14 protein-coding genes and 1 pseudogene are annotated in these 13,327 nt (G+C 73.3%); 11 read left to right on the forward strand and 4 right to left on the reverse strand.

Annotated elements, in window-relative coordinates; genetic code table 11:
- Positions 1-624 precede the first annotated feature (624 nt).
- Positions 625-756 (reverse strand): annotated as a pseudogene (locus tag GEV28_RS26185) (ATP-dependent DNA ligase); the annotation flags it as partial.
- Between the two features lie 300 nt (positions 757-1,056).
- Here GEV28_RS26185 and GEV28_RS26190 point away from each other — a divergent pair.
- The gene (locus tag GEV28_RS26190; protein ID WP_291414885.1) at positions 1,057-1,614 is read left to right on the forward strand and encodes a DinB family protein; all 558 of its coding nucleotides are present in this window, start codon (positions 1,057-1,059) and stop codon (positions 1,612-1,614) included.
- 50 nt (positions 1,615-1,664) lie between these two features.
- The gene (locus tag GEV28_RS26195; RefSeq protein ID WP_291414886.1) at positions 1,665-1,961 is read left to right on the forward strand and encodes a hypothetical protein; all 297 of its coding nucleotides are present in this window, start codon (positions 1,665-1,667) and stop codon (positions 1,959-1,961) included.
- Between the two features lie 82 nt (positions 1,962-2,043).
- Here GEV28_RS26195 and GEV28_RS26200 read toward each other — a convergent pair whose 3' ends face one another.
- The 3 genes from GEV28_RS26200 to GEV28_RS26210 are packed head-to-tail and all read right to left on the reverse strand — an operon-like array spanning position 2,044 to position 4,786.
- Entirely contained in the window at positions 2,044-2,868 is an 825-nt protein-coding gene (locus GEV28_RS26200; protein ID WP_291414887.1) for a fumarylacetoacetate hydrolase family protein, read from the reverse strand.
- Positions 2,865-3,887 carry a 4-hydroxy-2-oxovalerate aldolase gene (gene dmpG / locus GEV28_RS26205; protein ID WP_291414888.1) on the reverse strand — a complete coding sequence of 341 codons (1,023 nt, stop codon included), beginning with the start codon at positions 3,885-3,887 and terminating at the stop codon, positions 2,865-2,867. Before dmpG ends, GEV28_RS26200 begins: the two co-directional genes overlap by 4 nt.
- Entirely contained in the window at positions 3,884-4,786 is a 903-nt protein-coding gene (locus tag GEV28_RS26210; RefSeq protein WP_291414889.1) for an acetaldehyde dehydrogenase (acetylating), read from the reverse strand. The genes dmpG and GEV28_RS26210 overlap by 4 nt, the downstream gene beginning before the upstream one ends.
- 39 nt (positions 4,787-4,825) lie before the next feature.
- Here GEV28_RS26210 and GEV28_RS26215 point away from each other — a divergent pair, with 39 nt between their 5' ends.
- The 9 genes from GEV28_RS26215 to GEV28_RS26255 all read left to right on the forward strand — a co-directional run.
- Entirely contained in the window at positions 4,826-5,599 is a 774-nt protein-coding gene (locus GEV28_RS26215) for an IclR family transcriptional regulator (RefSeq protein ID WP_291414890.1), read from the forward strand.
- 86 nt (positions 5,600-5,685) lie between these two features.
- Entirely contained in the window at positions 5,686-6,621 is a 936-nt protein-coding gene (locus GEV28_RS26220; RefSeq protein WP_291414891.1) for a PDR/VanB family oxidoreductase, read from the forward strand.
- A gap of 65 nt (positions 6,622-6,686) precedes the next feature.
- A complete protein-coding gene (locus GEV28_RS26225; RefSeq protein WP_291414892.1) occupies positions 6,687-7,898 on the forward strand; it encodes an aromatic ring-hydroxylating dioxygenase subunit alpha in 1,212 nt (403 codons plus the stop codon).
- A gap of 35 nt (positions 7,899-7,933) precedes the next feature.
- Positions 7,934-8,692 carry an alpha/beta fold hydrolase gene (locus tag GEV28_RS26230; RefSeq protein ID WP_291414893.1) on the forward strand — a complete coding sequence of 253 codons (759 nt, stop codon included), beginning with the start codon at positions 7,934-7,936 and terminating at the stop codon, positions 8,690-8,692.
- A gap of 100 nt (positions 8,693-8,792) precedes the next feature.
- Positions 8,793-10,109 (forward strand): M20/M25/M40 family metallo-hydrolase, encoded by a 1,317-nt coding sequence (locus tag GEV28_RS26235; RefSeq protein ID WP_291414894.1) that lies wholly within the window; start codon positions 8,793-8,795, stop codon positions 10,107-10,109.
- A gap of 70 nt (positions 10,110-10,179) precedes the next feature.
- Entirely contained in the window at positions 10,180-11,139 is a 960-nt protein-coding gene (locus GEV28_RS26240) for a hypothetical protein (RefSeq protein WP_291414895.1), read from the forward strand.
- Positions 11,136-11,975 (forward strand): alpha/beta fold hydrolase, encoded by an 840-nt coding sequence (locus GEV28_RS26245; protein ID WP_291414896.1) that lies wholly within the window; start codon positions 11,136-11,138, stop codon positions 11,973-11,975. The genes GEV28_RS26240 and GEV28_RS26245 overlap by 4 nt, the downstream gene beginning before the upstream one ends.
- A complete protein-coding gene (locus GEV28_RS26250) occupies positions 11,972-12,970 on the forward strand; it encodes an LLM class flavin-dependent oxidoreductase (protein ID WP_291414897.1) in 999 nt (332 codons plus the stop codon). The genes GEV28_RS26245 and GEV28_RS26250 overlap by 4 nt, the downstream gene beginning before the upstream one ends.
- A 33-nt stretch (positions 12,971-13,003) precedes the next feature.
- On the forward strand, positions 13,004-13,327 hold a 324-nt coding region (locus GEV28_RS26255), incomplete at its 3' end, for a hypothetical protein (protein WP_291414898.1).

Below are 13,327 nucleotides of genomic sequence, written 5' to 3' on the forward strand. Positions count from 1 at the left end.
CCGCCACGACGCCCGTGGCGGCCTCCGCACCGGCTGCCGGTCCGGACCCGTGGGAGGACGAGTTCGCCGGCACCGTGCGCCGCGTCGCGGGCGACCGCGCCAACCATGAGTGGGACGAGCCGGTGCGCGCGAGAGACGGCGGCCCGGGTCCGGTGGAGCGGTTGCGGGTCGGCGCGTCGCGGGTCGCGGGTCGCGGTCGATCCACAAGAGACGGTGTGTGTCGATGACATGGACGTGCCGCTGATGGCGACATCCCCCGGACGGACGGTGGAAGGCCATCGACATCGAGGCCGCGGAACGTGTGCTCACCACGGCGGCCGATGGCTCCCTGTACGTGGGCGCGCCCGAGGTGGTGCGCCGCTATCCCGACGGCCGGGAGGTTCCGGTCGCCGGGTCGCCCACATCGGCGCCGAATGAAGGACGACGCCAAGGCAGAAGGAACCGGTGGTAACGGACAACAGTTTGGGGCGAACGGACGAGGGCGTCCCGCCCTTGTCGCCGCTGGCGCGGGTCCGCGGGCGCGGGTCTCGACACGCGCGGCGAGCGTCGCCACGGTCCGGTCGTCGAGTTGCCGGCGCTGGCGTACGGATGGCGTGGTCGTGGAGTCGATCGTCGTGGTCATGGCGACAGCGCGGCCCGCCGGACGTCGGTGAAGCCCCAGTCCGGTTGGATCCGGATGTACACGTGCGTGCCGCGTCCGCCGGACGTCTTGGGACACTCGGTTATGCTCGGCTCGTCGAGCACTTCGTGCACCACGAGCCGGGTCAGCGGTTGGCGGTGATCTTGTTCATGAGCGGGTCGACCACCTGGCAGGGATCGGTTGGCCAGCGGCTGTTGACCACGGACACACCCGCAATCGCCCCGCCACCCAGGTCGACCACGCCGGTGCACGTCCGTGCCCACGCCCCGCGATAAACGCCCTGATCCGGTCCGCCGCGGTGGCGGGTAGCCGATCACCGGTTTGGGCAGCCATGAGTGCAGGTGTCGTTAATCGCTTGTCGGCCGCCATGCGCATCGCCGAGGATTGCGGCCATGGCCACGACCCGACGAGCCGACATGTTCACCGCGGACGGCAAGCCGTCTGACGACGACCCGCGTGAGAACGGACCAACGTTGGGCGACGAGCGCACGACGCTGGTCGAAGCCCTGCGCTGTGCCCGCCTCACATTGGAGATGAAATGCTCAGGGCTTGATGCGGAGGCTATGGCGCGGCGTTCCGTCGAGCCATCGACGATGTCGCTCCTGGGGCTGGTGCGACACCTGGCCGAGCAAGAGCGTGGGACGTTCCGGGGGATGATGGCGGGACAGGACGTGCCCCGGCTGTTCTGCTCCGACACCGACCGTGACGGTGATTTCGATGGTGCTGTCCCCGACCCCCACGTGGTTGCGGAGGCGTGGGACGTATGGCGTGCGGAGGTGGACTTCGCCACACGGTTCGTGGCGGAGGCGCCCAGTCTCGACATCACCGGCAACGATCCCTTGAACCAGCATGGTAGCGGTGGAGGGCCGATGTCGCTGCGCGATGTGCTGGTCGGAATGATCCATGAGTACGCCCGCCACATGGGTCACGCGGACCTGTTGCGCGAGCGGATCGACGGACGTTTGGGCCAGTAACCCACCCAGCCGAACAGCCGACCAGACGTGCGGAAAACCGAAACCACCCCATGGATTTCGCCCATCGTACCGACGACCTGGACGGCGAGCTGGCCCGGGACGACGCTCCCAGCTACCACGTGATCTACCGAGCGGTGGTTGACCCGGCGATGGGTATCAAGGACAACGGTCACCGCGACATCGACCCGGACTACCGGCTGCTCGTCGACGAGGCCGTCACCACCGTCCACACCCGACTTGGCGCGGCTTTCTCGGCGAGCGACGTGCCTGGCGGGACCAGAACTGCGGTACGGCTGCCGTTCTGGTTCCCGCGGGTTCACCGGGCAAAGCGGACCGGCGGCACATGACACTGGCCGGGGTGGGCATACCGGTCGACGGCGGCACGGGGGGTCGGGCCGGAGGCGTCGCCATGTGACCCGCGCCGACGGCCTAACGATCGGAGCGCGCTCGGCGTCGTGGACGGTGCTCGGCGGACGGTGCTCGGCGGAAGGCGGCGCGCACCTCGCCCAGCAGGTCGAACCGCGCGGTGAAGGTGTCGCCCGCGGCGAGCGGGACGGCCGCATGCAGCGCGCCCGTCATGATTACCTGGCCGGGCTCCAGCGTGACGCCGTACGGGCCGAGCACGTTCGCGAGCCAGGCCAGCACCCCGACCGGGTCGCCGAGTGCCGCCGCGCCCACGCCCGACGCCACCTCGGCGCCGTCGCGTTCCAGCACCACGGCGAGCTCGCGGCTGTCCGCGCCGAGCAGCGGGACCTCGTCGCCGAGCACGACCGCCGCGCTCGACGCCAGGTCGGCCACCGTGTCGGCGAGCCCGATGCGCCAGTCGGCGATGCGCGAGTCGATGATCTCGATGGCCGGCACCGCGGCCCTCACCGCGCCGGCCGCGTCGTCGCGCGTGACGCCCGGCCCGCGCAGCGCGGAGCCGAGCACGAACGCGATTTCCGCCTCCACCCGCGGCGCGATCAGCTCGCCGACCGCCACCGCCGCACCCGAACGGTACACAGTGGACTCGAAGACCGGGCCGTGGTCCGGCGAGGACACGCCCAGCTGGCGCTGCATCGCCTCGGAGGTCAGGCCGACCTTGTAGCCGACGATCTCCTCACCGTCGGCGAGCAGCAGCGCCACGAGCTCGCGCTGGATCCGATAGCCGTCCTCCATCGTGAGGTCCGGCTCGGTCGCGGTGAACGGCTCGATCGGCCGGCGGGTGCGGCGCGCCTCGTACAGCGCCTTCGCCTTCGTCGCCGCGTCGCTCATCGGATCGCCGCCAGCTCGAGCGCCACGTCGATGATCATGTCCTCCTGGCCGCCGATGTAGCCCAGCTCGCCGCAGCGGCGCAGGATCTCGTGCGCCGGCACCTTGTACCGCTCGGCCGCGCGCTCGGCGTGCAGCAGGAACGACGAGTACACCCCCGCCCAACCCTGGACGATCGCGTTGCGGTCCATCTTCGGCCAGCGCGGCAGGTACGGCCGCACGACCTCCTCGGCCGCGTCGACCAGGGCCGCGACGTCCACACCGGTGGTCACGCCGAGCCGGTCGAACACCGCCCCGAGCACCTCGGTCGGCGAGTTCCCCGCGCCGGCGCCCAGCGCGCACAGCGACCCGTCGACGTACCGGACCCCGGCCTCGTGCGCGATCACCGAGTTCGCCACGCCGAGCCCGAGGTTCTGGTGGCCGTGGTAGCCGACCCACGCCTCGTCGCCGACCTCCGCGACGAGCGCCTCGAACCGCGCCTTCGCCTCGTGGGCCAGCAACGCGCCCGCGGAGTCGGTCACGTACGGCACCTGGCAGCCGGCGTCGACCATGATCCGCGCCTGCTTCGCCAGGTCCTCCGGCGGCGACAGGTGCGCCATCATCAGGAAGCCCGCGGTTTCCATGCCGATGTCCCGCGCCAGCCCGAAGTGCTGCGGTGACACGTCGGCCTCCGTGCAGTGCGTGGCCACCCGCACCACCCGCGCGCCCGCGTCGTACGCGCGGCGCAGGTCGTCGGCGGTGCCGATGCCGGGCACCAGCAGCACCGCGATCCGCGCGGTCGAGGCCTCCTCGGCGGCCGCGGCGATCAGCCTCATCTCGTCGGTGCCGGAGAAGCCGTAGTTGAAGGACGACCCGCCGATGCCGTCGCCGTGCGACACTTCGATGATCTCGACCCCGGCCCGGTCGAGCGCGCGCACGGTGTCGCGCACCTGCGACTCGGCGAACTGGTGGGCCATCGCGTGCGACCCGTCCCGTAACGTCGTGTCGACGAGCCGGACCTGAGTGGACAGTTGCGGTCTCATGCCGCCGCCCCCAGCCGGTCACGCGCGATGAGGTCGCCGACGCGGGCGGCGGCCGCGGTCATGATGTCCAGGTTGCCCGCGTACTCGGGCAAGTAGTCGCCGTTCCCCTTGACCTCCAGGAAGACCGCCACCCGCGCGTCGCCGCCCCAGTCGGGGCGCGGCTCGTCGTACTGGGGCTCGGCGCGCAGCCGGTAGCCGGGCACGTACTCGCGCACCTCCTCGACCATCGCGTGGATCGACGCGGTGATCGCCGCGCGGTCGGCGTCCGGGGCGATCGCGCAGAACACCGTGTCGCGCATGATCATCGGCGGCTCGACGGGGTTCAGGACGATCACCGCCTTGCCGCGGTCCGCGCCGCCGACCTCCTCGACCGCGCGAGCCGTGGTGCGAGTGAACTCGTCGATGTTGGCCCGGGTGCCCGGCCCGGCGCCGCGGGAGGCCACCGAGGCGACGATCTCCGCGTACGGGACCGGCGTCACGCGCGCGACCGCGTGCACGATCGGGACTGTCGCCTGGCCGCCGCAGGTGATCATCGACACGTTCGGGCTGCGCAGGTGCTCCGCGCCGTTGACCGGCGGCGCCACCATCGGGCCCAGGTGCGCCGGCGTGAGGTCGACGGCCTGGATGCCGGCCTCGGCGTAGAGCGGGGCGTTCGCGATGTGCGCCTTGGCCGACGTCGCCTCGAACACGATCTCCGGTCGCGGGTTCTGGCGGCACAGCCACGCCGCGCCCTCGGTCGAGCACGCGATCCCCAGCTTCCGCGCGCGGGCGAGGCCCTCGGACTCGACGACCCCGACCACGTACCCGACCTCGAGCACGGAGCTGCGGCGCAGCTTCGCCAACAGGTCGGTGCCGATGTTGCCCGGCCCCACGATCGCGGCTGTCACGTTCTGGTCCATGCGTTGACCCTGACACCCGCGCGGGACACCATGAAAGACGTGCGTTCCACTCATCGGGACGACGGCCCGAACTCCGTCGTGGGCCGCGCCTTCGCGCTCCTGTCGGCGTTCCGGCCGGAGGACCCGGAGGTCGGGCTCGCGACCCTGTGCCGCCGCACGGGGATCAGCAAGACGACCGCGCACCGGCTCCTGCGCGAGCTGTCCACATGGGACGCCGTCGAGCAGGTGGGCCGGGGCTGGCGGCTGGGCATGACGATGTTCGAGCTGGGCCAGCTCGCCCCGCGTCAGCGGGGGCTGCGCGAGGCGGCCGCGCCGTTCCTCGCCGACCTCTTCCAGGCCACCGGGCAGACCGTGCACCTCGCCGTGCCCGACGGCACCGAGGTCGTGTACGTGCAGAAGATCGACGGGCGCGGCGGGCCCGAGGTGGCCTCGCGCATCGGCGGGCGCATGCCCGCGTACTGCACGGGCGTCGGCAAGGCGATGCTGGCCCACCTCCCGGCGGAGCGGCTCGCCGAGGTACTCGCCGCGGGACTCGTCCGCCGCACCCCGCGCACGGTGGTCGCGCCGCGCCTGCTCACCCGCGAGATCGCTGCCGTGCGCGACCGCGGGTACGCCGAGGAGCACGAGGAATCCACCGTGGGCATCGCGTGCGTCGCGGCGCCCGTCCTCGACGCGCGTGGCATGGCCGTGGCCGCCGTGTCGATCACCGGCTGGGCCAACCGCCTCGACACGGCCCGCTTCGCCCCCGCTGTCCGCACGGCCGCGCTGGGCATCTCCCGCACAATCCGCGCCGGCGGCGACCGACCCCGCTGACCGCCTCCAGGCGAGGTTCCGTGGTCCCGCCGCGCTCGTCGTCGTGTACTGTACCGTACAAAGTACTAGACGAGGAGACGGCGCACGTGGACGACACCGGAGTCCTTGACCTGCGGGTCATCGCGACGCGGTGGGAGTCCGACCGCGTGCTGTCCGTCGAGCTGGCCGATCCGGAGCGACGCCTGCTCCCCGGGTGGGAGCCGGGCGCGCACATCGACCTCGGCATGCCCGAGCACGTCCGCCAGTACTCGCTGTGCGGCGACCCGGCCGACCGGCGCCACTACCGGGTGGCCGTGCTCCGCGAGGAGGCCTCCACGGGCGGCTCTGCCTACGTCCACGAGGTCCTGCGCCCCGGCGACCTGGTCGAGGTCGGCGGGCCGCGCAACCACTTCGCGCTCGTCGACGCCGCGCGCTACGTGTTCGTCGCCGGCGGGGTGGGCATCACGCCGATCCTGCCGATGGTGGCCGAGGTCGAGCGGCGCGGCTGGCCGTGGCGGCTGGCCTACGGCGGCCGGACGCGGACGTCGATGGCTTTCCTCGACGCGCTCGCGGGCTACGGCGACGCGGTCGACGTGCACCCGGAGGACACCGACGGCCTGCTCGACCTCGACGCGCTGCTGGGCACCGCGACCGACGACTCGGCCGTCTACTGCTGCGGCCCGAGCGGGCTCATCGCGGCGGTCGAGGAGCGGTGCGCGGCGTGGCCGGCGGGCGCGCTGCACGTCGAGCGGTTCACCGCGCGCCCGCGCGACGACTCCGACCTGCGCCCGTTCGACCTCGTGCTCGCCCGGTCGGGGGCGCGCCTGATCGTGCCCGCCGAGGCGTCCGCGCTCGACGTCCTCGAGGCGCACGGCGTGTTCGTGCCCAACGCGTGCCGCGACGGCGTGTGCGGCAGCTGCCTCACCCGGGTCCTGGGCGGCTCGCCGGAGCACCGCGACTCCATCCTCGATCGCGAGAGCGGTGACGCCGTGCTGCCGTGCGTGTCGCGCGCGGTCGGTCCCGAGCTGGTCGTCGACTTGTAGAGACGAAGAACGGTACGTTGTACGTTACGTTGACAAAGACATGGTCCCGACCGCAGGAGGTACCCGTGACCGAAGCCACCGCGCCGCGGCGCGCCCCGCGGTCCCGCACCGTCCCGTCGCTCCCGCCCGGGCCGCCGGTCCAGGACGGCGGCGACTGGTCGACCTGGCCGACCTACGAGGCGGCGGCGCTGGGCTTCCGGAACTTCTGGTACCCGACGGTGTGGGCCTCCCAGGTCGGCTCGAAGCCCTACCCGGTCACGGTGGCCGGCGAGCGGATCGTGCTCATCCGCGACGACGCAGCGAGGGGCGTGGTGCGCGCGCTGCACGACCGGTGCCCGCACCGCGGCGTCCCGCTGTCCCTGGGCCGCCGCCAGTTCCCGGGCACGATCAGCTGCCCGTACCACGGCTGGACCTACGGCCTGTCCGACGGCAAACTCCGCGCGGTCATCACCGACGGGCCCGACTCCCCCATCTGCGGCAAGGTCGCGGTCGCCACCTACCCGGTCGCCGAGCGGCTCGGGCTGCTGTTCGTCTACATCGGCGACGTCCCGGCCGGGCAGGGCCCGCCGCCCGTCGAGCGCGACCTGCCGGCCGAGTTGGTCGGCAACCCGCTCGTGCTCGGCGGGCGCACGGACGTTCGCGCGGGCAACTGGCGCTTCGCCGCGGAGAACGGCTTCGACGAGGGGCACGCGAAGTACCTGCACAACACGGCGCTGTGGCGGCTGTTCAAGGTGATGCCGACGTGGAACGTCACCCGCGTCGTCGACCGCGACGGCTGGATCGTGCGCGTGCAGGACGAGCTGCACTGGGACGCCACGTTCCCCGGCGTCGGCACGTTCACCAACAAGCGGTGGTGGAAGCGGATGCCGCTGCCCGACCGGCCCGGCAAGAGCCCGAAGGCCAACCCGGTGATCGCCGGGCTCGACCTGCCGGGGTTCGTCTCGTTCCGGCTGCCGGGGCTGCTGCGCGTGGCGTACCCGCAGTTCATCCACTACGAGTGGTACGTGCCGGTCGACGCCGACCGGGTGCGCTACGTCCAGCTGATGGTCCGGTTCGAGACCGGGTGGCGGGCGCAGCTGTTCAAGGCGAAGTACCTCGCCGCGATCCGCTGGCTGTTCCACGGCCAGTTCACCGCGCAGGACGCGTGGATGGTCGACGTGATGGACGCGCCGCCGGAACGCCTCTACCGGCCGGACCTCTCGATCACGGCGCTGCGCCGGCACATCGAGCAGGCCGGCGTGACCATCCAGCCCACCGAACCCCGCCGCGGCCATTGAGCACCCACGGCTGGGCGGGCGCGGCGGATGGTCCGGTGACCGTCGTGTTGCACGGTGGGGGTCCCGGCTGCCACAGTGCCGGCGACTTCGCCGCGGTGATCGCGTCGCGGCCGGGCCGGCGGTGGCTGTGGGTGGACCTCCCCGGCTACGGCGGGTCGGCGGCGCCCGAACCGGGGCCGCTGTTCACCACCCACGCCCGCGCGCTGGCGGCCATCCTCGAGCGACTGGGTCTGTCCGAAGTGGACATCCTCGCGCAGTCGCTCGGCGGGTCCGTGGCACTGCGCCTCGCGGCGGACGCGCCCACCAGGGTGCGGCGCGTCGTCCTCATCGGCAGCCAGCCGGCCGCGTTCCCCGGGCCCGCCGTGGATCCCGGGCTCGGCACGCGGGCCCGGGCCACCTACTACGGCGGCGACGGCCCGAGCCCGGCGAAGATGCGCGCGCTCATGGCGGAGCTGGAGTGGCACGACCCCGCGGCGCTGTCCGAGGACGCCGTGCTCGCCCGCCACCGCGCCAGCACCACGCCTACGGCACTGCGCCTCGCCACCGACACCGCGGCGCGCGGCACCCCGGAGGATCTCGGCGACGCCCTCGCGTCGGTCGGCACGCCGACGCTCGTCGTGTGGGGGCGGCACGACCCGTTCGGCGGCCCCGACTACGCGACCGCGCTCGCCGACGCGCTGCCCCGCGGCGACCTCGCCGTGCTCGGCGCCACCGCCCACCACCCACAGGCCGAACGGCCGGACGCGGTCGCCGCGCTCGTCGACGCGTTCCTGCCGACCACCGAGAGGAGCTGATCATGCGAACCGTCCTGGTTCTCCTGCTGGGTACGGCGGTCGCCGTCCTGGTGTTCCGCGCCCGCAGCGCGACGCGGGTGCGCACGGTCCGGCCGGGATCATGAGCCCGCTGGTCGCACAGCAGCGCGAGTGGGTCGACGCCGCGTGGAACAAGATCGACCGCGCGCGGCTGGCCGAGCTGGTCGTCGGCATGGTCGACATCCCGAGCCCGACCGGCGAGGAGGCGCCGCTCGCCGACTGGCTCACCGGGCAGCTCGCCGCGGGCGGACTGGAGGCCACCTACCAGGAGATCGACGACCGGCAGGCCAACGCGGTCGGGCGGCTGCGTGGCGACGGCACCGGCGAGGACCTGCTGCTCTACGCGCCCATCGACACGCTGACCGTCGGCGACCCGGCCGAGGACGTGCCGTGGATCGGCCCCGAGCTGCGTCCCGACATGCGCCCGCGCGCGGAGGTCGCCGGCGACCACGTGCTCGGCCTCGGCGCCAGCAACCCGAAGGGCCACGGCGCCGCGGTGGTCGCCGCCGCCGAGGCGATCGCGGCGGCGGGAGTCCCGTTGCGCGGGGACGTGATCGTGGGCCTCGGCGCGGGCGGCATGCCGACCAACGGGCGCACCACCCGCGGTCTCACCCGCCGCAACGCCGGTCAGGGCGTCGGGTGCTCGTTCATGCTCGAGCAAGGCGTGTGGGCCGACCACGCGGTGATCGCGAAGCCGGGCTGGGCGGTGGCGTGGGAGGAGGTCGGCCTCTGCTGGTTCGAGGTGCGGGTGCGGGGCCTGTTCAACTACGTGGGCAGCCGGCACCGGATGACCTACCGCAATCCGATCCTGCACGCCACCAAGGTGGTCGAGGGCCTGGAGCGGTGGTTCCCCGAGTACGCCGCGCGGCACACCGACGGTCTCGTGGCGCCGCAGGGCATCGTCGCGTCGATCGAGGCCGGGTGGCCGCGGATGGCGTCGGTGACCCCGGCGCTGTGCCGGTTCACCGTCGACCTGCGCACGAGCCCGCGCACCACGCCCGCCGAGGTCCGCCGCGAGTTCGGCGCGGCGGTCGCGCGGATCGTGGCCGAGCACCCGGAGCTGGAGGTCGACTGGGACCTGATCCTCGCCATCCCCGGCACGCACACGCCCGAGGACGCTCCGGTCGTCGCCGCCGCGAAGGCCGCGTGGGAGGAGCTCGCCGGCCGCCCGCACGAGCCGATCGTGGCCAACAGCGGCGCCACCGACGCGAACATCCTGCGCAACCGCGGCCTGCCGACCGCCCGCATCGGCATGGACCGCATCGGCCCGGACGCCCCGCTGCCGCTGGACTTCCCCGCCGGCATGAATGTCGTCGACCTCCGGGAAGCCGTCCGGCTCACCCGGCACCTGGTGCACACGGCGGTCTCGTTGTGCACCGGAGAAAGGACGGAATCATGAGCGAGCGTGCGAGCGAATCATTGACACAGGGCGACCGCGAGCGGTGCCACCGAGCCTGCGAGGGGGCATCATGAGTGACATCGTGCTCGGCGTGGGGGCGTCGCACAGCACCCTGATGAACACGCATTGGGCCGAGGTGGACCACCTGCCCGAGGCGCACCGGTTCCGCGACGGGCTCGCCACCGCCCGCGACGCGCTCGCCTGGGCGCGACCGGACGCGCTGGTCGTCATCGGCTCCAACCACTTCCGCGGCATGTTCCTCGACCTCATGCCGAGCTTCACCGTCGGTGTCGGCGAGGTGCTCGGCGCGGGCGAGGCCGGCACGCCCGGCGGGCCGCTGCCGGTGGACACGACGCTCGCGCGTGAGGTCGTCGACCACCTCGTTGGCAGCGGGCTCGACCCGGCGTTCTCGTTGCGGCTCACCGTCGACCACGGCATCACGCACTCGCTGCAGCACCTGGTGCCCGACCTCGATGTGCCGATCGTTCCGGTGGTGGTCAACACGTTCGCCCCGCCGCTGCCGACGCTGCGCCGCAGCCACCTGCTGGGGTCGCTGATCGGCGAGGCGATCCGCGCCGACGGCGCGGACAAGCGGGTCGCGGTGATCGCGTCGGGCGGCCTGTCGCACCGGCTGCCGTGGCCGAAGTGGTTCGCCACGGTGTCCGAGGACGACGAGTTCCTCGTGCGCGCGTGGCTGGAGGGCCGCACGAGCTGGGGCGAGTACGAGGTGCGGCGCCGCGAGATCATCCGCGCGGCGCGGCCGGACATCAACCCGGCGTTCGACGAGTGGTTCCTGGGACTGCTGGAGGCCGGCGACGTGACGCCGGTACTCGACCACACCGACGAGCGGATCGAGGAGGAGGCCGGCAACGGCGCCCACGAGATCCGCGCGTGGGTGGCGATGGCCGCGGCGGTCGGCCCCGGCACGGGGTCCACGGCCGCCTACGCGGAGATTCCCCAATGGCTCACCGGCATGGGGGTCAGCGTGCTCACGCCGGCCGCCGTGCTCACCACCGGAGGCGTGTCGTGACGCTGTGGACGGACCTGGCCGGAACCCCCTACGAGATCGACTACGCCCCCGTGGGCGGCGTGCGCACCCGCGCGCTGCGCGCGGGGAGCGGCGAGCACGTCGTGCTGCTGCACGGCACGAGCGGGCACCTGGAGGCGTTCGTGCGCAACGTGCCCGCGCTCGCCGAGAAGTTCACCCTGCACGCGCTGGACATGCTGGGCCACGGCTACACCGACGCGCCCGGCGGCGACCTGCGCATCCCGCGGTACGTGCGGCACGTGCTCGACTACCTCGACGCCCACGGCATCGAGAGGGCGCACTTCGTCGGAGAGTCACTGGGTGGCTGGGTGGCGGGCCGGCTCGCCGCCGACCACCCGGACCGGGCCGGCAGGCTGATCCTGGTCGCGGCCGGCGGGACCGTCGCCAACCCGACGGTGATGGACCGGATCCGCACGAGCACGCGCGCGGCGGTCCTCACCGACGACGTCGAGCTGACCCGCGCCCGGTTGGAGCTCCTCATGTACGACAAGGCGAACGTGTCCGACGAGCTGGTCGCCGTGCGGCACACGATCTACCACCGCCCGGCGTTCGTGGCCAACATCGACCACCTGCTGTGCCTGCAGGACATGGACAACCGCACCGAGGACCTGCTGACCGCCGAGCAGATGTCGCGCATCGTCGCGCCAACACTCATCGTGTGGGGGGCGCAGAACCCGTTCGGCGATGTGCCGGAGGCGCGGCGCATGCACGCGTCGATCGCCGGGTCGCGGCTGGAGATCCTCGGCGAGTGCGGGCACTGGCCCCAGCACGAGCACGCCACCCGGTTCAACGACCTGACGCTGGCGTTCCTGTCGTGAGGGTCGGGGTGCGGATCCCGCCGTGCGCGCCGGTCACCGAGGTGGTGGCGGCCGCGGCGGAGGCGGAGCGGCTGGGCTTCGACGAGGTGTGGTTGCCCGATTCGCAGCTGCTGTGGCGCGACGTGTTCACCGTCGCGGCGACGGCGGCGGCCGCGACGTCGCGGGTGACGCTGGGCATCGCGGTGTCCACTGTGGTCACCCGGCACCCGAGCGTGGTCGCGTCGGCCGCGCGCACGGTGGGCGAGGTGGCGCTCGACCGGTTCGTGCTGGGGCTCGGCGTGGGCAACAGCTCGGTCGTCCCGGTGGGCCTGCGCGCGAGCACGGGCTCGGAGCTGCGGTCGGGGCTCGCGACGATCCGCGCGCTGCTGGCGGGCGAGGAGGTCGACTTCGGCGGGGTGCGCTCCCGCATGCGCGACCCGGTGCCGGTGCCGCTGCACGTCGCGGCGAGCGGGCCGCGGAACCTGCGCCTGGCCGGGGAGATCGCCGACGGGGTGATCCTGCTGTCCGGCGTCTCGCCGCGTACGCTCGCCGCCGCGACCTCGACCGTGCGCGAGGGCGCGGCCGGGCGCGGGACGCCGCCGCGGACGACGGTGTCGGCCTACTGCAAGGTGACCGACGACGTGGAGCGCGACGCGCGCGAGCTGAAGCCGGTGTGCGCCGGGATCGCGCAGAACGGCGGCGTGTCGTTCCTCGCGCTCGCGGGCGTGCACGTGGACGTGCCGCCGATCCCGCTGCCGGGCGCGTACCCGGACGTGGTGCACGCGGAGGACTGGGCCGCGGCGGTGGCGGCGTGCGGCCCGTACATCAGCGACGAGGCGGCGGTCGCGTTCGCCCGGGAGTTCTGCCTGTTCGGCTCCGGCGAGGAGATCGCCCACCGGCTCGAGGCGGTGCGCGCGGCCGGCGCGGACGCGGTGTTCCTGCAGCACGTCGGGTCCTACGACCTGCCCTACCCGCTGCTGAACGACGTCGCCGGGAAGGTGCTCCCCCTCCTGTGAGTGGAGCGGCGGAGCGGAGGAGCGCAGCGACCAATGGAGACAGTCCTCTTCGAACTCGTCGAGCGGGGGCGGGACGTGGCCACGCGAGCCGGCCGCGGCACGCTCGCCGCAGTGGGGCGGCAGGTACTCGACACCGTCGCGTGTGTGGCCTCGGGGGGCTCCCACCCACTCGCGACGCGCTGGGTGCCGCTGCTCCCCCGCGGCGGCGACGCGGTGTCGCTCGCCGCGGGCGGTGACCTGGACCTCGTCACCGCTGTGGCGGCCGACGCCACGTTGTCCCATGTGGACGAGTTCGATCCACTGCACGCGGCGGCCGCGGTGGCGCCGGGCGCGGTGGTGGTGCCCGCGGCGCTGGCG

This window comes from Actinophytocola sp. (assembly GCF_009379765.1).
In the GTDB taxonomy this organism is placed as follows: Bacteria; Actinomycetota; Actinomycetes; order Mycobacteriales; family Pseudonocardiaceae; genus Actinophytocola.